The organism is Ectopseudomonas alcaliphila (assembly GCF_900101755.1).
Lineage (GTDB): Bacteria > Pseudomonadota > Gammaproteobacteria > Pseudomonadales > Pseudomonadaceae > Aquipseudomonas > Aquipseudomonas alcaliphila.
Window position 1 is genome coordinate 25,649 of record NZ_FNAE01000009.1, and the last position, 19,828, is coordinate 45,476.

At 62.4% G+C, this 19,828-nt stretch carries 19 protein-coding genes; 13 read left to right on the forward strand and 6 right to left on the reverse strand.

Annotated elements, in window-relative coordinates:
* Positions 1 to 32 precede the first annotated feature (32 nt).
* Genes purM through BLR77_RS21395 form a run of 3 tightly spaced genes read left to right on the forward strand, consistent with a single transcriptional unit; the run spans position 33 to position 2,460 of the window.
* Positions 33 to 1,091 (forward strand): phosphoribosylformylglycinamidine cyclo-ligase, encoded by a 1,059-nt coding sequence (gene purM / locus BLR77_RS21385; RefSeq protein ID WP_074681602.1) that lies wholly within the window; start codon positions 33 to 35, stop codon positions 1,089 to 1,091.
* A complete protein-coding gene (purN, locus tag BLR77_RS21390; protein WP_074681603.1) occupies positions 1,091 to 1,735 on the forward strand; it encodes a phosphoribosylglycinamide formyltransferase in 645 nt (214 codons plus the stop codon). The genes purM and purN overlap by 1 nt, the downstream gene beginning before the upstream one ends.
* 8 nt (positions 1,736 to 1,743) lie before the next feature.
* Positions 1,744 to 2,460, forward strand: a complete 717-nt coding sequence (locus BLR77_RS21395; protein ID WP_074681605.1) for a DUF3108 domain-containing protein — start codon at positions 1,744 to 1,746, stop codon at positions 2,458 to 2,460.
* An 84-nt stretch (positions 2,461 to 2,544) separates the two neighbouring features.
* Here BLR77_RS21395 and BLR77_RS21400 read toward each other — a convergent pair whose 3' ends face one another.
* Positions 2,545 to 3,753: an ammonium transporter gene (locus BLR77_RS21400; RefSeq protein WP_074681607.1), complete on the reverse strand. Its 1,209-nt coding sequence runs from the start codon at positions 3,751 to 3,753 to the stop codon at positions 2,545 to 2,547.
* Positions 3,754 to 4,126: 373 nt separating this feature from the next.
* Here BLR77_RS21400 and BLR77_RS21405 point away from each other — a divergent pair, with 373 nt between their 5' ends.
* From BLR77_RS21405 to BLR77_RS21435, 7 genes are all read left to right on the forward strand, one after another.
* Positions 4,127 to 4,444: an ElaB/YgaM/YqjD family protein gene (locus BLR77_RS21405; RefSeq protein WP_074681609.1), complete on the forward strand. Its 318-nt coding sequence runs from the start codon at positions 4,127 to 4,129 to the stop codon at positions 4,442 to 4,444.
* Positions 4,445 to 4,452: 8 nt separating this feature from the next.
* Positions 4,453 to 4,812, forward strand: coding sequence for a phage holin family protein (locus BLR77_RS21410; RefSeq protein WP_074681611.1), 360 nt, complete (start codon positions 4,453 to 4,455; stop codon positions 4,810 to 4,812).
* Positions 4,809 to 5,108: a hypothetical protein gene (locus tag BLR77_RS21415; protein ID WP_074681613.1), complete on the forward strand. Its 300-nt coding sequence runs from the start codon at positions 4,809 to 4,811 to the stop codon at positions 5,106 to 5,108. Before BLR77_RS21410 ends, BLR77_RS21415 begins: the two co-directional genes overlap by 4 nt.
* Positions 5,109 to 5,209: 101 nt before the next feature.
* The gene (locus BLR77_RS21420) at positions 5,210 to 6,373 is read left to right on the forward strand and encodes an EAL domain-containing protein (RefSeq protein WP_074681615.1); all 1,164 of its coding nucleotides are present in this window, start codon (positions 5,210 to 5,212) and stop codon (positions 6,371 to 6,373) included.
* A 72-nt stretch (positions 6,374 to 6,445) separates the two neighbouring features.
* Positions 6,446 to 7,777 (forward strand): deoxyguanosinetriphosphate triphosphohydrolase, encoded by a 1,332-nt coding sequence (locus BLR77_RS21425; protein WP_074681617.1) that lies wholly within the window; start codon positions 6,446 to 6,448, stop codon positions 7,775 to 7,777.
* 12 nt (positions 7,778 to 7,789) lie between these two features.
* A complete protein-coding gene (locus tag BLR77_RS21430) occupies positions 7,790 to 8,854 on the forward strand; it encodes an FUSC family protein (RefSeq protein ID WP_074681619.1) in 1,065 nt (354 codons plus the stop codon).
* A gap of 70 nt (positions 8,855 to 8,924) precedes the next feature.
* Positions 8,925 to 11,876, forward strand: a complete 2,952-nt coding sequence (locus BLR77_RS21435; RefSeq protein ID WP_074681621.1) for an HD domain-containing phosphohydrolase — start codon at positions 8,925 to 8,927, stop codon at positions 11,874 to 11,876.
* A 112-nt stretch (positions 11,877 to 11,988) separates the two neighbouring features.
* Here the strand turns inward: BLR77_RS21435 and BLR77_RS21440 are convergent, their stop codons facing one another.
* Positions 11,989 to 12,330, reverse strand: coding sequence for a YggL family protein (locus tag BLR77_RS21440; RefSeq protein ID WP_045735171.1), 342 nt, complete (start codon positions 12,328 to 12,330; stop codon positions 11,989 to 11,991).
* Between the two features lie 248 nt (positions 12,331 to 12,578).
* Here BLR77_RS21440 and dacB point away from each other — a divergent pair, with 248 nt between their 5' ends.
* Positions 12,579 to 14,015: a D-alanyl-D-alanine carboxypeptidase/D-alanyl-D-alanine endopeptidase gene (gene dacB / locus BLR77_RS21445; protein WP_074681623.1), complete on the forward strand. Its 1,437-nt coding sequence runs from the start codon at positions 12,579 to 12,581 to the stop codon at positions 14,013 to 14,015.
* A gap of 71 nt (positions 14,016 to 14,086) precedes the next feature.
* On the opposite strand, the gene rlmKL is transcribed toward dacB, so the two are convergent.
* Complete coding sequence (gene rlmKL, locus BLR77_RS21450) at positions 14,087 to 16,267, reverse strand: bifunctional 23S rRNA (guanine(2069)-N(7))-methyltransferase RlmK/23S rRNA (guanine(2445)-N(2))-methyltransferase RlmL (protein WP_074681625.1); 2,181 nt, start codon at positions 16,265 to 16,267, stop codon at positions 14,087 to 14,089.
* Between the two features lie 416 nt (positions 16,268 to 16,683).
* On the opposite strand from rlmKL, the gene rmf reads away from it, so the two are divergent.
* Positions 16,684 to 16,899 (forward strand): ribosome modulation factor, encoded by a 216-nt coding sequence (gene rmf, locus BLR77_RS21455; RefSeq protein WP_003244273.1) that lies wholly within the window; start codon positions 16,684 to 16,686, stop codon positions 16,897 to 16,899.
* A gap of 93 nt (positions 16,900 to 16,992) precedes the next feature.
* Here the strand turns inward: rmf and BLR77_RS21460 are convergent, their stop codons facing one another.
* Both BLR77_RS21460 and BLR77_RS21465 read right to left on the reverse strand, forming a co-directional pair.
* Positions 16,993 to 18,015 (reverse strand): quinone-dependent dihydroorotate dehydrogenase, encoded by a 1,023-nt coding sequence (locus tag BLR77_RS21460; protein WP_074681627.1) that lies wholly within the window; start codon positions 18,013 to 18,015, stop codon positions 16,993 to 16,995.
* An 86-nt stretch (positions 18,016 to 18,101) separates the two neighbouring features.
* On the reverse strand, positions 18,102 to 18,323 hold the full coding sequence (locus tag BLR77_RS21465; RefSeq protein WP_072425434.1) for a DUF2835 domain-containing protein: 222 nt from the start codon (positions 18,321 to 18,323) through the stop codon (positions 18,102 to 18,104).
* A gap of 144 nt (positions 18,324 to 18,467) precedes the next feature.
* On the opposite strand from BLR77_RS21465, the gene BLR77_RS21470 reads away from it, so the two are divergent.
* On the forward strand, positions 18,468 to 19,349 hold the full coding sequence (locus BLR77_RS21470) for a DUF6685 family protein (protein ID WP_074681629.1): 882 nt from the start codon (positions 18,468 to 18,470) through the stop codon (positions 19,347 to 19,349).
* 13 nt (positions 19,350 to 19,362) lie between these two features.
* On the opposite strand, the gene recX is transcribed toward BLR77_RS21470, so the two are convergent.
* Positions 19,363 to 19,824, reverse strand: coding sequence for a recombination regulator RecX (recX, locus tag BLR77_RS21475; RefSeq protein WP_074681631.1), 462 nt, complete (start codon positions 19,822 to 19,824; stop codon positions 19,363 to 19,365).
* Between the last annotated feature and the right edge of the window lie 4 nt (positions 19,825 to 19,828).

The window sequence follows — 19,828 nt, forward strand, 5'->3', positions numbered from 1 at the left end:
TACACGAACTCCCCATCCAAAGGCCCGGATCTATGAGCAAGCAACCCTCCATCAGCTACAAGGACGCAGGCGTCGACATCGATGCCGGTGAAGCCCTGGTCGAACGCATCAAAGGCGTCGCCAAGCGCACTGCACGTCCGGAAGTCATGGGTGGCCTGGGCGGCTTCGGCGCCCTGTGCGAGATCCCGGCCGGTTACAAACAGCCGGTGCTGGTGTCCGGTACCGATGGCGTGGGCACCAAGCTGCGCCTGGCACTGAACCTGAACAAGCATGACAGCATCGGCCAGGACCTGGTGGCCATGTGCGTCAACGACCTGGTGGTCTGTGGTGCCGAGCCGCTGTTCTTCCTCGACTACTACGCCACCGGCAAGCTCAACGTCGACGTGGCCGCGACCGTGGTCACCGGCATTGGCGCCGGCTGCGAACTGGCCGGCTGCTCCCTGGTCGGTGGTGAAACCGCCGAGATGCCGGGCATGTACGAAGGCGAAGACTACGACCTGGCCGGTTTCTGCGTCGGCGTGGTGGAAAAAAGCGAAATCATCGACGGCTCCAAGGTCGTCACCGGCGATGCCCTGATCGCCCTGCCCTCCTCCGGCCCGCACTCCAACGGCTACTCGCTGATCCGCAAGATCATCGAAGTGTCCGGCGCCGACATCGAGCAGGTACAACTGGGCGGCAAGGCCCTGGCCGATCTGCTGATGGCGCCGACTCGCATCTACGTCAAACCACTGCTCAAGCTGATCAAGGACACCGGCGCGGTCAAGGCCATGGCCCACATCACCGGTGGCGGCCTGCTGGACAACATCCCGCGCGTACTGCCGCAAGGCGCCCAGGCGGTGATCGACGTGGCCAGCTGGAATCGTCCGGCCGTGTTCGACTGGCTGCAGGAGCAAGGTAACGTCGACGAACACGAGATGCATCGCGTCCTGAACTGTGGCGTCGGCATGGTCATCTGCGTCGCTCAGAATCAGGTCGAAACCGCCCTGGCCAGCCTGCGCGCCAGCGGCGAACAACCCTGGGTCATCGGCCAGATCACCGAAGCGGCAGAAGGTGCAGCCCAGGTTCAGCTGAACAACCTGAAAGCTCACTGATGCCCTGCAATGTCGTCGTCCTGATCTCCGGGTCAGGCAGCAATCTGCAAGCGCTGATCGACAGTGTCGCCCACGACGGCAATCCGGCCCGCATCGGCGCGGTTATCTGCAACCGCGCCGATGCCTACGGCCTGGAGCGAGCGAAACAGGCCGGGATCGCCACTGAACTGCTTGACCACAAGCAGTTCGACGGCCGCGAAGCCTTCGATGCCGCCCTCATCCAGGCCATCGACGCCCACCAGCCTGATCTGGTGGTGCTGGCCGGTTTCATGCGCATCCTCACGCCGGGTTTCGTTCAGCACTACGCAGGTCGCCTGCTCAACATCCACCCTTCGCTACTGCCCAAGCACAAAGGTCTGCACACCCACCAGCGGGCTATCGAGGCCGGCGACAGCGAGCACGGCTGCAGCGTGCACTTCGTCACCGAGGAACTCGATGGTGGCCCTCTGGTCGTACAAGCTGTGTTGCCAGTCATGGCAGACGATACGGCCGAAAGCCTGGCTCGCCGCGTTCACCAGCAGGAACACCAGATCTATCCGCTGGCGGTGCGCTGGTTTGCTGAAGGCCGCTTGCGTCTTGGCGCTCAAGGCGCAATGCTGGATGGCCAGCCGCTGCCCGCCAGCGGCCACCTGATTCGAACCTAGGAGACTCTATGCGTCGTGCCCTGCTGTTCGCCCTGACACTGTTCAGCCTGCCCGCCCTTGCCGAGGATCTGCAGCCCTTCTCCGCCAGCTATACGGCGGACTGGAAGCAGCTGCCGGTCAGTGGCAGCGCCGAGCGCAGCCTCAAGCGCGAAGACAACGGCCGCTGGACCCTCAACTTCGAAGCGTCGATGCTGGTCGCCGGTCTGACCGAAGAAAGCACCTTCCGCGTCGACAACGGTGCCCTGCTGCCGCTGAGCTACCGCCTCAATCGCAGTGGGCTGGGCAAAGGCAAGAAGGTCGAGCAGGACTTCGACTGGGAACAGAAGCAGGTCATCGGCACGGATCGCGGCAATGCCGTGAGCCTGCCGCTCAACCGTGGCCTGCTGGACAAATCGACCTATCAGGTCGCCCTGCAACAGGACGTCGCGGCCGGCAAGAAGAGCGTGAGCTACCAGGTGGTCGACGGTGACGAGATCGAAACCTACGACTTCCGCGTGCTGGGCGAAGAAGTGGTACGCACCAAGGCTGGCCTGATCGACGCGATCAAGGTCGAGCGCGTACGCGACCCCACTCAGAGCACCCGCAAGACCGTGCTCTGGTTCGCCAAGGACTGGGGCCACCTGCTGGTACGCCTGCATCAGGTGGAAACCGATGGCAAGGAATACCAGATCATGCTCAAGGAAGGCAGCGTCGCCGGCAAATCGGTGGAAGGCCGCCGAGACTGATTGGCAAGCGCACAAAAAACCGGGCAAATGCCCGGTTTTTTTATGCCTGCTCCGGGCGCTGGCTGACAACGCCCCGCAGGTATCTCAATCCTGACTCACCGCACCGATCTTGTGAATCGACAGGTCGGCGCCGTTGTATTCCTCTTCCTGACTCAGGCGAATGCCCAGGGAGGTCTTGAGCAGACCATACACCGCAAAACCGCCGACCAGCGCGATCACCACACCCAGCGCCGTGCCGATCACCTGGCTGACCAGGCTCACGCCACCCAGGCCACCGAAGGCTTCGAGGCCGAAGACGCCGCAGGCGATACCGCCCCAGACACCGCACAGACCGTGCAACGGCCAGACGCCGAGTACGTCGTCGATCTTCCACTTCACCTGCGTTGCGGTGAATGCCCAGACGAACAGCGCGCCGGCAATCGCGCCCGTAACCAGGGCGCCAATCGGATGCATCAGGTCCGAGCCAGCGCAGATCGCTACCAGGCCAGCCAGCGGGCCGTTGTGCAGGAAGCCCGGGTCATTGCGCCCTACCAGCAACGCGGCAACGGTACCGCCGACCATGGCCATCAACGAGTTGACCGCCACCAGGCCACTGACACCTTCAAGGGTCTGCGCGCTCATCACATTGAAACCGAACCAGCCAATGATCAGGATCCACGAGCCCAACGCCAGGAACGGGATATTCGACGGTGCCATGGCCACCAACTTGCCGTCGCGGTAACGACCATTGCGGCGGCCAAGCAGCAGTACCGCGCCGAAGGCCAGCCAGCCACCCATGGCATGCACCACCACCGAACCGGCGAAGTCATGGAAACCCGCGCCGAAACGAGTCTCGAGCCAGGCCTGGAAACCGTAGTTGCCGTTCCAGATCATGCCTTCGAAGAAGGGATAGATGAACGCCACGATCAACGCCGTGGCGCATAGCTGCGGGCCGAACTTGGCGCGCTCGGCAATACCACCAGAGATGATCGCTGGAATTGCCGCAGCGAAGGTCAGCAGGAAGAAGAACTTCACCAGACCGTAGCCATGATTCTCCGTCAGCACCGCAGCCGGCTCCAGGAAGTTGATGCCGTAGGCGATCCAGTAACCGATGAAGAAGTACGCCAGTGCGGAAATGGCGAAATCCGAGAGAATCTTCGATAGTGCATTGACCTGGTTTTTCTGCCGCACCGTTCCCACTTCGAGGAAGGCAAACCCGGCATGCATGGCCAGAACCATGATGGCACCCAGCAGGATGAACAGGGTATTGGAGCCGTGGATCAGCGTAGCCACGGCACTGTTGATGTTTTCCATCGAGAAAGAAGAACTCCGGAGGCAGAAGAAAAAGCACCAAACAAAGGCACAAGCCCGAAATGCCGCACCACAATGCAGCCATCCTGTAGAGCGCGCCCTCGAAAAGTGCCGTCTGGCAGCCCCAAAATGGCGCCACCGAAGATCGACATATCGATGCTTATTTCTTGTTAATCAAATGGTTATACGCGAAATCGGTCATCCTGAGCCGCATCTGGAAAGCCCCATCAAGGGGCATCCTCCGACTTTCGCGCACCGGCAAAATGCAATCGCTATACCAAGCGCCAAACCAGTCACTTCCCGACTATTCTTGTGGAACCCTCGCGCCATAGCACACTCGTAAACAGTACATACCCAACGCAGAGGACTGCTCACCATGCCAAGCAAAGCCGCTACTCCAAGCACCAAGGACGCCCTGCTGGATGAATTCCAGGCTCTGGTCAGCGACACCGAGAAGCTCCTGCACCATTCCGCCAGCCTGGCTGGCGAACAGGCCGAAGCCCTGCGCGATGACATTCGCAGCAGTCTTGACCGAGCCCGTGACACCCTGCACAAAGCCGAATCCGGCCTGCGCGAGCAGGGCAAGATCGCCGTCGATGCCACCGAGGACTATGTGCACAAGCACCCGTGGCAGGCACTGGGCCTGTCCGCCGCCATCGGTCTGGTGCTCGGCCTGCTGATCAGCCGCCGTTGACAGCGCCCATGCCCAACGGACCTTCGCCACGGCGCCTGGGGGCGGCCCTTCTGGGTCTGCTCCAGGGCCACGTGGCTCTACTGGCCCACGAACTCGAAGACCAGCGCAACCAGGCACTACGTGCCCTCATGCTGGGGGGGCTGTGCCTGGCCTTCGCCCTGCTCCTGCTGATGGCTCTGTCCGCTCTGCTGCTGATCGTCTACTGGGACAGCCACCGTTTGGCAGTCGCCACCGGCCTCTGCCTGTTCTACGGTTCTGGCCTGCTCGGTTGCGGCGCCTGGCTGTTGATCAGTCTGCGCAACGCCGAAGCGCCGTTCAGCGCCAGCCTGGAAGAACTGCAACGCGACCGCGAGCAACTGCTGCCATGACCCCTACCCTGCCCCCAGGCGCCTCGCGCCGTCAGTTGCGTAAAGCCGTGCTGCGCATGCGCCTGGAGATGCACCGCCAGGAGCTGCGCCATGAAATGCTGCAGATCAGCCAACCGCTGAAACAGGTACGTGAATACGGGCAACGTCTGCGCCAGGGTAATGCACCCTTTTTGCTCACTGGTGGTGCGCTGGCCCTGGCCGGACTGCTCGGTGGCAAACGCGGTTGGCGTCGCTGGTTACGTCTGGCATTGATCATTGCGCCGCTACTTCGGCGTCGACACAGCGGCATCGACTGAAGCGGAGGTTGGTCTAGACCTGGGCTGGCCGCGATCTTGCTAGGTTGAGCAGCCCAGCCGCCACTTGGTGGCGCAACCGCTCAGCGCTAAGGACATCCCAGGTGATCGACGGACTGCCTTTTGCCGTCTTCCAACCCTTCATCGACACAGCCACCGGCCGTATTGCCGGTGTCGAGGCGTTGGCTCGGCTGCGCGATGCCAATGGCCAGGCTCACTCGGCCGGGCCGCTTTTCGCTGATCCGAAAACCCCACCCGCTGCCCTGCGCCGCCTTGACCGGCAAGTGCGCGAAGATGCGCTGCGGCGCTTCCACCAGGCCCCTGCGGACTGGTTCCTGAGCCTGAACATTTCACCACGCTGGATCAGTCGCCTGCGCCCGGCGCAGCCACTGCCCAGTCTGATTCAACTGCAGCGCAGCGGTATCGATCCCACACGCATCGTCTTCGAGATCACCGAACTCGGCGGCGCCAGCCTGCGCTTACCCGACGTGGTAGCGCGCTATCGCGATGCCGGTGCACGCATCGCCATCGACGATTTCGGCGCTGGCTATTCGCAGCTCGACCGCGTGCTGGCGCTGCAACCGGACATCCTCAAGCTGGACATGCGCCTGTTTCAGGAGGCCGCTCGCGGCGGCCCGAGCGGCGAGGTGGTCAAGGCGCTGGCACAGATGGCCGAAAAGACCGGCTGCTGGATCATCGCCGAAGGCGTGGAAACCGAAGCCGAGCTGAACTTCGCCCTGGAATGCGGCGCCCGTTACGTGCAGGGGTTCCTGTTCGCCAGACCGGAAGAGGAGCTGTTCGCCAGCGACGCCTTCGTCGGCCGTTTCGCGCGTCTGCGTGACAGCTACGTACAACAGAAACTCGCCGAGCGTGCGCGCCTGGTCAGCCTGCGCCAACAACTGACCGAGCTGATGTGCGAACTCAAGGCCTGGGCCGAGAGCGGCGCCCCGGCCAGCGGCCTGCGCTCGCCTGACAACTATCCCTGGTTGTTGCGCATCTATCAGTGCGACCGCCACGGCACCCAACTCACGCCGAATCTGGAATGGCGCCAACATGCCTGGCACGCCGATGACCGTTACCTCGGGCACAACTGGTCATGGCGTCCTTACTTTTACCAGTTGCTGGCCGAAGGCTGGGAAGAGCGGCGCCTGACCCTCTCCACCACCTACCGCGACGCCACCACCAACCAGTATTGCCTCACCGCTGGCCAGTTCATCGACAATGGCCGCCGCCTGTTGCTGGTGGATATCGACGCCGCCGGCCTGTAGCCAAGCCGGGGTTGCAGGCGGCGGCACTAACACCCAAGCTAGGAGCCTGGATCAACCTGGCGAGGATAGGCCTTGGATTGGCACACCCTGCTCACCCGTGAACGTCTCGGCAAACCCGCGCCCAGCTCAGCCGAGCTCGGCCGCAGCCCCTTTCACAAGGATCATGACCGCATCATCTTCTCCGGTGCCTTCCGCCGCCTGGGACGCAAGACCCAGGTGCATCCGGTGTCGAGCAACGACCATATCCACACCCGCCTGACCCACTCCCTGGAAGTCAGCTGCGTCGGCCGTTCGCTGGCCATGCGCGTCGGCGAGATGCTGCGTGACGAACTGCCCCACTGGTGCACGCCGAGCGATCTGGGCATGGTGGTGCAGTCCGCCTGCCTGGCCCACGATATCGGCAATCCGCCATTCGGCCACTCCGGCGAAGACGCCATTCGCCACTGGTTTCAGCAGGCCGCCGGACGCGGCTGGCTGGATGCGATGAGCGATGCCGAACGCGGCGACTTTCTCAATTTCGAAGGCAACGCTCAGGGCTTTCGCGTGCTCACCCAGCTGGAATACCACCAGTTCGACGGCGGCACACGGCTGACCTACGCCACCCTCGGCACCTACCTCAAGTACCCCTGGACGGCCCGCCATGCGGACGCACAGGGCTACAAGAAGCACAAGTTCGGCTGCTACCAGAGCGAATTGCCGCTGCTCGAACAGATCGCCGCAAAACTCGAATTGCCGCAACTGGAAACACAGCGCTGGGCGCGCCACCCACTGGTCTATCTGATGGAGGCGGCGGATGACATCTGCTACGGCCTGATCGACCTGGAAGATGGTGTAGAGATGGAGCTGCTCGACTACACCGAAGTCGAAGCGCTGCTGCTCGATCTCGTAGGTGACGACCTGCCGGAAACCTACCGCCAGCTCGGGCCGAAGGACTCGCGCCGGCGCAAGCTGGCTATCCTGCGCGGCAAGGCCATCGAACATTTGACTAACGCCGCCGCCAGCGCCTTCGTCGAGCAGCAGCAGGCGCTGCTTGGCGGTAGCCTGCAGGGTGATCTGGTCGAACACATGCACGGTGCAGCCAAGCGCTGCGTGCAGAGCGCAAAGGCGCTGGCGCGCGAGAAGATCTTCCACGACAAGCGCAAGACGCTGCATGAGATCGGCGCCTACACCACGCTGGAAATCCTTCTCAACGCCTTCTGTGGTGCAGCGCTGGAGCAGTACAGCGGGCGCGCGCTGTCGTTCAAACACCGGCGCATTCTCGATCTGCTCAGCTACTACGCCCCGGAACCGGGCTGGCCGCTGTATCGCTCGTATATGCGGGTGATCGATTTCATCGCCGGCATGACCGACAGCTACGCTACGGAAATGGCGAGGGAAATGACGGGCCGCTCGAGCCCGGTCTGACGACAAGCGCGCATGAAGAACCTGATCCGCAACAGTTTCACCTGGCATGCCGGCCCGCCGGCCTGGGGCCCGGCCGTGGTCGCCGGGCTGGGCTGCGCCTTGCCGCTGGTGCTTGGCCTGTTCACCGCTCACAGTGGTTTCCTCTGGGCGTCGGCGGGCGCCTTTCAGGCCGCCCAGGCAAACCCGCTGCACCGTTTCGGCATGTTGCGCATGCTGCTGCTCACCGGTCTCGGCGCCTGCAGCGCCGGCCTGGGTTTCTGGGCCGGCAGTCACCCACTGGTCAGCCTGGGCATTTTCGCGGCCTTCGGCCTGTTGCTGGCCTGGCTACAACGCTTCGGCAGCGAGGCCGGCAAACTGGGCATCGGTCTGTGCATCTGTCTATGCCTCGGCCAGGGGCAATTCGGCATCGGTAATCTGCACAACCCTTATGCGGTGGCCATGCTGTTCATTCTCGGCGGGCTCTGGGTGATGCTGCTGGCCTTCGGCCTGCGTGGCCTGCATGGCTTGCGCATGTGGCCGTACATGCCGCGTTTCCTGGCCATTCTCAAGGTACTCAAGCGCCACGCGCAGCGCCTGCCCCGTCAGCAATGGCGCCTGCATGCCCTGGCCTGCATGCTGGCGTTTGCCGCGTCAGGACTGATCGTCAATCTGGCCGGTCTGTCACGTGGGTACTGGCTGACCCTGACGGTCATCACCACGCTCCAACTGGAGTTCCAGGGCAGCCTGGTGCGAGCGCTGCAGGCGAGCCTGGCCAGCCTCGCTGCCGCCGGCTTGCTGATCATCTTCGGTCACAGCCTGCAAAGCCCACCAACGATGGTCATGACCTTACTGGTGCTGGTGATTCTCAGCCGTGCGCTGCAGGCCAATCACTACGGCTTGTTCGTGTTGCAGACCAGCCTGTGCTTCGTGCTCCTGGCCGAGAGCCTGGCACAGGACTGGCACCTGGCGGAGGTACGCCTGCTCAACGCGCTGATCGGCGTGGCCTTGAGCCTGACAGTGGCCCTTCTAGTCCATGGCCTGCGCCTGCACCTGAACAAACCGAGCAAGGCCGAGGACAAGTCTCAGCAGCCTTTATAACGTTTCGGCAGATTCACCCACTCTTCACTATGCTGTGGAAGCCTGTAGCGTCCGCAAGGAGTGAAGTGCGATGCTCAATACCGCCGTTCCCAGAGAACGCCGTTTTCCCCTGCACGTTCATATCAGTGTCCTGTTCACACTTCTGCTGCTATTCACCGGTGTCGTGCTGGGGTTGTTCAACTACCAGCAGACCAGCCGGCTGATCTTCTCCAGCAGCTCGACACTGTTCGAACGCATCCAGCACGACGTACAGAGGGATCTGGACAATACCTACCGCCCCATACGCCATCTGCTCAGCCTGCTGGCGCTGCACGCTGCGACCGAGACAGACACGCTCGATGAACGCCTGGAAATGTTGCCGCTGTTCGTCCAGGCCCTGCGCGACAATCCAAAACTGGCCTCGATATACCTCGGCTATGAGGATGGCGACTTCTTCATGGTCAGACCGCTGCGCAGCGACATGCTCAAGCAGCGCTTCAACGCACCGGACAAAGCCGCCTATCAGGTCTGGGTCATCGACCGCAGCGCCAGCGGCACGGCCAGCGACTACCTGTTCTATGACGGCTCCCTGAACCAGCTCAGCCGCCGGCAGAACCTCCGCGAACCCTACGATCCCAGGCAGCGCGACTGGTTCAAACGCGCTCGCGGCGATGGTGGCCAGATCACCACCGCGCCCTATCTGTTCTTCTCCACCCAGGAAATCGGCACCACACTGGCCAGGCGCAGCGGCCTGACCACCGTGATCGGCGCCGACCTGACGCTCGACGATCTCTCCGCCACATTGGCCAGCCACCGCGTTACCCCCAACAGCCAGGTGGTGCTCGCCGACAACGACGGCAACGCCGTGGCCTACCCTAACAGCAGCCGCCTGCTCAAGGAGGTCGACGGCAAGGTATCGCTGGTCAAGGTCAGCGAACTCAATCCGGCCCTGGGCGAACTGTTGTCCGGCCAACTGAACGAACGGGACGAGGGCATCGTCGAACTGGCCAAGCAGCGTTGGGCCATGGCTCACCGGCACATTCAGGAAGGCGGCCCGCAAGGGTTGCATCTGGCCCTGCTGGTGCCCGAGCAGGAGCTGCTGGCCGAGGCCTATCGCATCCGCTGGCAGGGCGCGCTGATCACTCTCACCACCCTGCTGCTGTGCCTGCCGCTGGGCTGGCTGACCTCACGCCTGGTGGTCAAACCGCTGCGCAGCCTGGTGCAGGAGGCGCAGGCCATCCGCCGTTTCGACTTCGCCCACCCGGCCAGCGGCCGCTCGCCGATTCTCGAGGTCGATCAGCTGGCGGTGTCGATGAGCAGCATGAAGGACACCCTGTCGAGCTTTCTCGACATCGCTGCCAGCCTCTCGGCGGAAACCCACTTCGACGCACTGATCAAGCGCGTGATGGACGCCACCGTCTCCATCAGCGCGGCCCAGGGCGGCCTGCTCTATCTACTGGACAACGACAGTGGCCGCTTGGAACCGCAGGGGCTGGTGATCGACGGCCAAAGCCGCAGCCTCAAGGAGCTGGGCATCCATGGGCTGGCCCATGACGATCCGACCCTGCCCACCTGGCTGCAACGACCGGCCAGCGGCGGCGACAGCGTCGCCACCTCCATCGGTTTCGATCAGGCAGGCAAATTTAAAGGGCTGCTGTCGGCCATGGACAGTCCGCGTCTGCACCTGATCGCTACCGGCTTGCACAACCGTCAGGGCGACACCGTTGGGGTACTGGTGCTGCTGCAACGCGATACCGGCGAAGACAACGAAAGTATGCTCAGTCCGGACCGTGTCGCCTTCGTCGAAGCCGTATCAGGCAGTGCCGCATTGTGTATCGAGAGCCAACGCCTGCTGGCCAGGCAGAAGCAACTGCTCGATGCCTTCATCCAGCTGATCGCCGGCGCCATCGACGCCAAGAGCCCCTATACCGGCGGCCACTGCCAACGCGTGCCGGAAATCACCCTGATGCTGGCCCGTGCTGCAGCCGAGAGCGACGCCCCCGAGTTTCATGACTACAACCCCAGCGACGAGGAGTGGGAGGCACTGCATATCGCCGCCTGGCTGCACGATTGCGGCAAGGTCACCACCCCCGAGTACGTGGTGGACAAGGCGACCAAACTGGAAACCCTGTACGACCGCATCCACGAAGTACGCATGCGCTTCGAGGTGCTCAAGCGCGATGCCTGGATCGCTTACTGGCGTGGCCGCAACGAAGGCGCTGAAGAGACTGCTCTGGCCACTCTGCGCGACCAGCTGCTGAGCGATCTGGATGACGAATTCGCCTTCATCGCGCGCATCAATCTGGGTGGCGAGGCCATGGCCGAGGCGGATCAGACGCGCCTGCAGCAGATCGCGGAACGCCGCTGGTCGCGCACCCTGGACAATCGCCTGGGCGTCTCCTGGGAGGAAGCCAAACGCCTGGAGCGCGCACAACCCACCGCTCTGCCAGTGGAAGAGCCGCTGCTCGCTGACCGCCTCGATCATCTGATCGAGCGCGCCGAGCAAGAGGTGATCGCGCCAGACAATCGCTGGGGCTTCAAGCTGGAAGTGCCGCAATACAAGTTCAACCGTGGCGAACTGCATAACCTGAGCATCGCCCGCGGTACGCTGACGGCAGAAGAGCGCTACATCATCAACCACCACATCGTGCAGACCATCCTGATGCTCGACCGCCTGCCCTTCCCGAAACACCTGCAGAGCGTCACCGAGATCGCCGGCGGGCACCACGAGAAGATGGACGGCAGCGGCTATCCCAAGCGCCTGAGGCGCGAACAAATGAGCCTGCCGGCACGCATGATGGCCATCGCCGATATCTTCGAAGCCCTGACGGCGGTGGATCGCCCCTACAAGAAGGGCAAGACGCTATCGGAGGCACTGAACATCATGGTTGGCATGTGCAAGGGCGCACACATCGATCCGCAACTGTTCGCCCTGTTCATCCGCGCAGGCATCTACCGGCGCTATGCCGAGCGTTTCATGCAGGCCGAACAGATCGATGAGGTAGACGAGCAGATGCTGCTGGAAAAGGCGGGATTGCTGTAGGAGCGAACTCCGTTCGCGAGCAGAGCGCGCTCCTACAACAATTGGCAGTGCCTGGATTAGCCAAGAACCTATCCAGGCAAGCGGCGCCGGAGAACCCGACGCCGAGTAGCGATCAAGCCTGGTTGATCGGGTTTTCCGGGTACCAGACATCCTGCAGCGGGCTGAGCTCGAACTTCTCCAGTTCGTCACGGCCTTTGAGCCAGGCTTCGACGGCAGCACGCTGCTCCTCGTTGACCGAGCCACGCTTGGCCAGGCAGACCAGACCGAAGTCTTCGCCACCGACGTAATCCAGACCATTGCCGGCGATGGCCTGGTCGAGGAACTGATCGACGAAATCGTCGAGGGTCTGGTCGCTCAGGTCGGCCTTGAAGTTCAGGGTCAGCTCGAAGCCCAGCTCCTGGAATTCATCGACACAGAGCTTCTTACGCAGACGGCGGGAACGGTTGGTCGCCATGAAACAATCCTCAAAGGTAATAACGCGCGGCACTCTAGCAGTTTCGCCGGCAGAGCGCCCGTTTTGTGTCACTGCGCCGGCCCTTCGAACATCTTGAACGCCAGCTGTTTGCAGTGATTGTTTTTAACCCGGCGAGGCCAACTGCGGGCAGATTCTTGCGGCATAATGTCGGCAACTTTTCCCCGAGTCGGACTGTCGTTTGTCTGTCTCCCTCGTTACTCCCGCCTGACTGCGGAAGGTTCTTGTCGATGATCCAGCGGTTTCGCCAACTGGCGCTGAGCGCCCTGCTTCTGCCCCTCGCCCTGTCCTGCCACGCTGCCAGCGCCGTACTCCCTGCCAAGGTCGAGCAGGCCCTCAAGGCCAACAAGATTTCCAACAATTCGCTGTCGGTGATGACCGTACCTCTGGGCGGGCAGACTGGCGGCCTGCAGTTCAATGCCGATGTCTCGGTCAACCCGGCCTCCACCATGAAGCTGGTGACCACCTACGCAGCACTGGAGTTGCTGGGGCCCAACCATCAGTGGAAGACCGAGTTCTATGCCGATGGCCCGCTGAAGGATGGCGTATTGCATGGCAACCTCTACCTCAAGGGTGGCGGCGACCCGAAGCTGAACATGGAGAAACTCTGGCTGCTGCTGCGCGACCTGCGCATCAACGGCGTGCGTCAGGTTCAGGGCGATCTGGTACTGGATCGCAGCTTCTTCGTCGCCCCGCAGTTGCCGGCCTTCAACGACGACGGTGGCGATGCCAACAAACCCTTCCTGGTCAAACCCGACTCGCTGCTGGTCAACCTCAAGGCGCAACGCTTCATCACGCGCGCCGACGGCGGCAAGGTGCATATCGCCATGGACCCGCCAATCGCTGCCGTGCGCATCGATAATCAGGTTCGCGTACTCAAGGCCGCCACCTGTCCGGCCTGGCCCGATATCCGCTACAACGCGGTGGACCAATACGACGGCACGACCCTGATCGTCAGCGGCCAATTGGCAGAGGGCTGCAGCGCACAGACCTACCTGTCGCTGCTCGACCATCCGAGCTATGCAGCCGGCGCGGTGCGCGGCATCTGGCAGGAACTGGGTGGCAAGATTCTCGGCAAGGACCGTGTAGGCCCCGTTCCGGAAAAAGCCCGCATGCTGGTGCGTGCCTTTTCCCCGGACGTGGTGGAAATCGTCCGCGACATCAACAAGTACAGCAACAACACCATGGCCCGGCAGTTGTTTCTCAGCATCGGCGCACAGTTCCGTAGTGAGGCCGACAAGGACGACGCCATGGCCGCGCAACGCGTCATCCGCAGCTGGCTGGCCCGTAAAGGCATCACTGCACCGCATCTGGTGATGGAGAATGGCTCCGGCCTGTCGCGCGCCGAACGCATCAGCGCACGGGAAATGGCGCTGATCCTCCAGGCAGCCTGGCGCAGCCCATATGCAGCCGAATTCCGCAGTTCAATGCCGCTGGTAGCGATGGACGGCACCATGCGCCGGCGCTTGCAGCGCACCCCCCTGGTGGGTGAGGCGCACATCAAGACCGGCACCCTGAACAACGTGCGGGCCATTGCCGGCTTCAGCCGCGACAGCAATGGTCAGGACTGGGCCGTGGTGGCCATCCTCAACGACCCCAAGCCCTGGGGCGCCACCTCGATCCTCGATCAGGTGCTGCTCGAAACCTACAGCCAACCCAAGCGCTGACAACACTGTAGTCCGGATGCAATCCGGGGGCTCTTTTGAACCTAAGCCCCGGATTGCACCGGGCTACGCTGTCAGCGCGCAGTGAAACGCCAGGCGCGGTGGATCTTCGGGTTACGAACGAAGTCCGGGTCCAGCGTCTGCACGCTGATCTCTTCGACCTGATAGCGCGTCACCAGGCTCTCATCCAGCTGGAACTTGCGGAAATTGTTGGAGAAATACAGCACACCGCCACGGGCCAGGCGCGCCATGGCCAGGTCGAGCAATTCGACATGGTCACGCTGCACATCGAACACCCCCTCCATGCGCTTGGAGTTGGAGAAGGTCGGCGGATCGATGAAGATCAGCTCGTACTCGCCACGATCCTCACCCAGCCAGGCCATCACATCGCCCTGCTCCAGACGGTGCTTGTCGGAAAAACCGTTGAGCGCGAGATTACGTCGCGCCCAGTCCAGATAGGTTTTCGACAGATCCACGCTGGTGGTGCTGCGCGCGCCGCCCTTGGCGGCATGCACGGTGGCCGTGGCGGTGTAGCAAAACAGGTTGAGGAAGCGCTTGCCTGCGGCCTCGCGCTGAAGGCGCAGACGCAACGGACGGTGATCGAGGAACAGCCCGGTATCCAGATAGTCGGTCAGATTGACCAGCAGCTTGACCCCGCCTTCGCTTACCTCCATGAACTCGCCCTGCGCAGCCTGACGCTGATACTGCTTGGTACCGGCCTGGCGTTCACGGCGCTTGATAACCACGCGGTTCTGCGCCACGCCCAGCGCCTGCGGGATCGCGGCCAAGGCATCGAGCAGTCGCGCCTGAGCCTTGTCCGGGTCGACCGAGCGCGGCGCGGCATATTCCTGCACGTGCACCCAATCGCGGTACAGATCGACCGCCACGGCATACTCGGGCATGTCGGCGTCGTACAGCCGATAGCACTCGACGCCTTCGCGGCGCGCCCACTTGCCCAGCTGCTTGAGGTTCTTCTGCAGGCGGTTGGCGAACATCTGCCCGCCTTCAGACAGTCGCGCCTGTTGCGGCGCTTCATTCGTCGGCTCTGCATCGTCCTCGCGCGCGCGCCGATCACCGGTGACGAACTGCTCGGTCAACACCTTGATCAGCAACAACTTGCAGGGCAGCGCACCATTCCAGAAAGCGTACTGTTTGTGGCTCCGTAGCCCCATGCGTTTGCCCAGCTCGGGTGCACCAGTGAACACCGCCGCCTCCCAACCCAGGCAGGCCTGACGCAGGCGCTCGCCCAGGTTCTGGTAGAGGTACAGCAGGCTGGCTTCATCGCCCAGGCGCTCGCCGTAAGGTGGATTGCTGATCACCAGGCCCTTCTGATTCTGATCCGGGCGTGGTTCAAAACTACCCAGCTCGCCCTGATAGATCTTCACCCAATCGGACAGGCCGGCACGCTCGACGTTATTACGCCCAGGCTGGATCAGGCGCGGGTCGGCTTCATAACCGCGAATCCACAGCGGCGGCTTGGCCAGCCCCGCCGCCGCACGCTGCTCGGCCTCGGCATGCAGCTTCTTCCAAATCGCCGGCACATGGCCGAGCCAATTGGAGAACCCCCAGCGCTCACGCTTGAGGTTCGGCGCTATGTCCGCAGCCATCAACGCCGCCTCTACCAGGAAGGTGCCCACACCGCACATCGGGTCGGCCAATGCGCCCCCCTCGGCAGCGATGCGCGGCCAACCGGCGCGAATCAGGATCGCGGCCGCCAGGTTTTCCTTCAGCGGCGCAGCGCCCTGCTGCAGGCGGTAACCGCGCTGGTGCAGGCTGTGTCCGGAAAGATCCAGAGAAAGCACCGCCTCGCCGCGATCCAGGCGCAAGTGCACGCGCAGATCCGGGTTGAGCTTGTCGATGCTGGGACGCTCGCCACCGGCCGTACGCAGCCGGTCGACAATCGCATCCTTGACCTTGAGTGCGCCGAAATGGGTGTTGTCGATCCCCGAGCCATTGCCACTGAACTCCACCGCCAGGCTGCCGAACGGCTCCAGATGATCGCGCCAGTCCACTGCCTGGACACCCTCATAGAGCTCGTCGGCGTTGTTCATGGCAAAGCGCGACAGCACCAGGAGCACGCGGTTGGCCAGCCGCGACCACAGACACAGTCGATAGGCCACCTCGATTTCAGCATGACCGCGAACAGCAGCAGTTTGTTCGCGTGCTTCTTCCAGTCCCAGTGCTCTGGCCTCTTCCAGCAACAGGCCCTCGAGCCCCTTGGGGCAGGTCAACACGACTTCGTAACGATCAGACATGGATGTTCCACTGCCTATGGCAATCAGGGAGGTGCGATAGCGCGCCTCGACTCAAAATAAGTGACAAAAGGTCACACCGCGACCCTTCGTCGGAATAAGCAAGCAGTCTCATTTGCACTAGCAAAATGAGGTCATTGGCGTGCATAGCCAGATATGGCGGCGTCTGGCTTAAAGATGCTGGACGTATCTCCAGCGTCCTTATGGCCTCACCCGCATTTAGGTTACGCCCTTATGACAAATCGATCATTCACAGGCCTCGGTGCATTCGTTAGAACACTACCTAAGGCTTTCGCTGCAACGGCGAAGGCACAGAAAGTTCGCCACGCCGGCAGCGGACTTTCGTAGGCAGATAATTTCTGCCCGGCCTTGCCACAAGGCCAACGGGACATAACAGTCAACAGTGAGGGCAACACCCTATGAGAAGACTTAAGCGTGATCCGTTAGAAAGAGCTTTTTTGCGCGGCTATCAGTACGGCATCAATGGTAAATCCCGCGAACTCTGCCCCTTTACCCTACCTTCGGTTCGTCAGGCCTGGCTCAATGGCTGGCGTGAGGGCCGTGGCGATAACTGGGATGGGCTGACCGGCACGGCCGGTATTCATCGACTCAACGAACTTCACGCTGTCGGCTGATCAGGATCACACCCGACTTCACCATGCCGACCCCCTCCGGGCGGCGGGCGCAAGCCCAGGGGCTCCTTCGGGAGCCCTATTTATTTACGCAGCTTATTTACGCAACGCAGCAATCGCATCCACGGCCTCGCGGATCAGCGCCGGCCCCTTGTAGATGAACCCCGAATAGATCTGGACTAGGCTCGCACCCGCAGCGATCTTCTCCGCCGCATGCTTGCCCTCGGTAATACCGCCAACGGCGATGATCGGCAGACGGCCCGACAACTCACCCGCCAGCACCTTGACGATGTGCGTGCTCTTGTCGCGCACCGGTGCACCCGACAAGCCGCCGGCCTCGTCGCCATGGGCCAGCCCTTCGACACCTTCGCGGCTGAGCGTGGTATTGGTGGCGATCACCGCATCCATATCGGCGCCCAGCAGCGCTGATGCCACCAGCGCGGTTTCTTCATCGCTCATGTCCGGGGCGATCTTGATCGCCAGCGGTACGCGCTTGCCATGCTCCTGGGTCAGATCTTCCTGGCGACGACGCAGCGCCTCGAGCAACTCTTTCAGCGAGTCGCCGAACTGCAGACTGCGCAGCCCCGGCGTATTGGGCGAGCTGACATTGACAGTGACATAGCTGGCGTGGGCATACACCTTGTCCAGGCAGGCCAGGTAGTCATCCACCGCCCGCTCCACCGGCGTATCGAAGTTCTTGCCGATATTGATACCCAGCACACCCTTGAACTTCGCCGCCTTGACCCGCTCGAGCAGGTGGTCGACGCCATGGTTGTTGAACCCCATACGATTGATCACCGCCTCTGCCTCGGGCAGACGAAACAGTCGTGGTTTTGGGTTGCCCGGCTGCGGCCGCGGGGTAACGGTGCCGATCTCGACGAAGCCGAAACCGAGCTGAGCGAAGCCGTCGATGGCATCACCGTTCTTGTCCAGCCCCGCAGCCAGGCCGACAGGATTGGCGAACTGCAAGCCCATGACGTTTACCGGCAAGCTGGTCGGCGCCTTGGTCAGCAGGCCATTGAGTCCCAGCCGGCCACCTGCACCGATCAGATCGATGGACAGCTCATGGGAGGTTTCCGGGGACAGTTTGAACAGCAGCTCGCGGGCCAGGGAGTACATGGTCAGGCTCAGCTCGACAGATAGAGGGTTGGCAGCCAGCGATTATAGCCGCGCAGGCATCTTCGGCGCGAGGCAAGCGCGCCAGATCAGTCCAAAGGGCGTAAACTCAGCAATTCGCCGGAACTACTGAATTCCAGCACGAATGAACCAAAGATACCGGCGTGAGTCAGATACGGCCGCAAATGGTGGGCCGGCAAACTGACGCGGCGCCCGTCACGGCTTTGCGCCATAATCCGGTTAGCCTGGCCACGATAGATGGCCTGCAATCGTTCGGCCGATAACGCAATATCCAGCACCAAGCTGGGCATGGAGGCACCCTCGCAAATGAATGCGGCTATTTTGCCACAGACCTGCACCGCGACAGGCACTCCCGCGCCGCGCTACGCTATATGGGCAATAGCCATCCGCGTCTGCCACACTGCAGCAGACGCTTCAGGAGCGATCTGCCGGCCATGAGCCTGTCCGAATCCTCAACCCTAGGTAGCCGCCTGGCAGCCCTGGCTCAACGCATGGGACTGCTCGGCCGCAGTTCACGGCAGATTTTTGCCAGGGCGAGCGTTTTGCGCCTGCCATTCAAACCGCTGCCTGCTGCGGTCGAAAGTATTGGCTGGAATGACGGTCCGCAATTGCAACTGCTGCTCAACCTGCCTCGAGGCGCACTATCCGGCCCTGTGCAGGAAGACAAAGCACAGGCACATTCGGCACTGACTCAGGTCGTGGAAGCCCAGACGCAGCAACTGCAGTCTTTCGATCTGCGCCTGATCGATGGCTTCGCCTACCCTTGCCCTGCGCCAGGCTACGTGAGTTTCGAAGACTACGCGGCGAGCGAACATTGCAAGCAGGTGCGCATCATCAGCTACAAGGATTTCGTCAAAACCATCAGCCAGGCGTTGCCGCGTTTTCTCGCCGGCGAGCCGATCGAGTTACGTCAGGCCAACTGGCGCGGCTCACGCACCTTTTGGTCAGGGGAGATGCACGGTGAAGCCTTCGCTGGAGCCATCGCCTATGCGCGCAGGCGCGAACTGGAAGTGCTGCTGCCAGCCAACCTGGTCCGCTATCGCTTGAATGAAGCAGGACTGGACAACCTGCAGAATCGCTATCACGTACTGGCCATGCCAGAGGCTGCCTGGAGCGATCCCGGCTTCATGGGGCTACTACTGGACAACGGCATTCCCTATGCACGCCTGTCGCTACTGAAGAAAGCCGGCACCCCCGAGTTCCTCCTCCTCCCCAAAGAGCATCAGGAAGCCACTGCACTGGGCGAGGGATTACGTCTGGCCGGCGCACCAGACGTGCCGAGCCATCTACGTCAGCTGGCCGTTCAGCCAGCCTGAGCAGAGTGACGAGCTATTCGTCGCAACCGCGCAACAGACGTCCGATCATATCCAGCGAATAACCACGGTAGGCCAGGAACCGGCCTTGCTGAGCACGCTCACGAGCATCCGCCGGCAACCGCCCGGCAAACTTGCGCTGCCAGGTTTCACGCAACTGCTCGAACCAGTCGATGCCACTCTCACGCAGCGCCTGATCGACATCGCCACGCGCCAATCCACGCTGGCCAAGCTCCTCGCGAATACGCAGCGGGCCATAGCCAGCACGCGCACGATATGCGACGAAGCTTTCCAGATAGCGGGCCTCGGATAGCAAGCCCTCCTCTGACAGACGCTGCAGAGCAGCGTCGATCATGTCCTCGGGTGCGCCACGCTTGCGCAACTTGCGCGTCAGCTCGACACGCCCATGCTCACGTCGCGCCAGCAGATCCATGGCCGCTCGCCTGACGGCGAGCGGGTTATCCAGTACGACAGTCATGCTC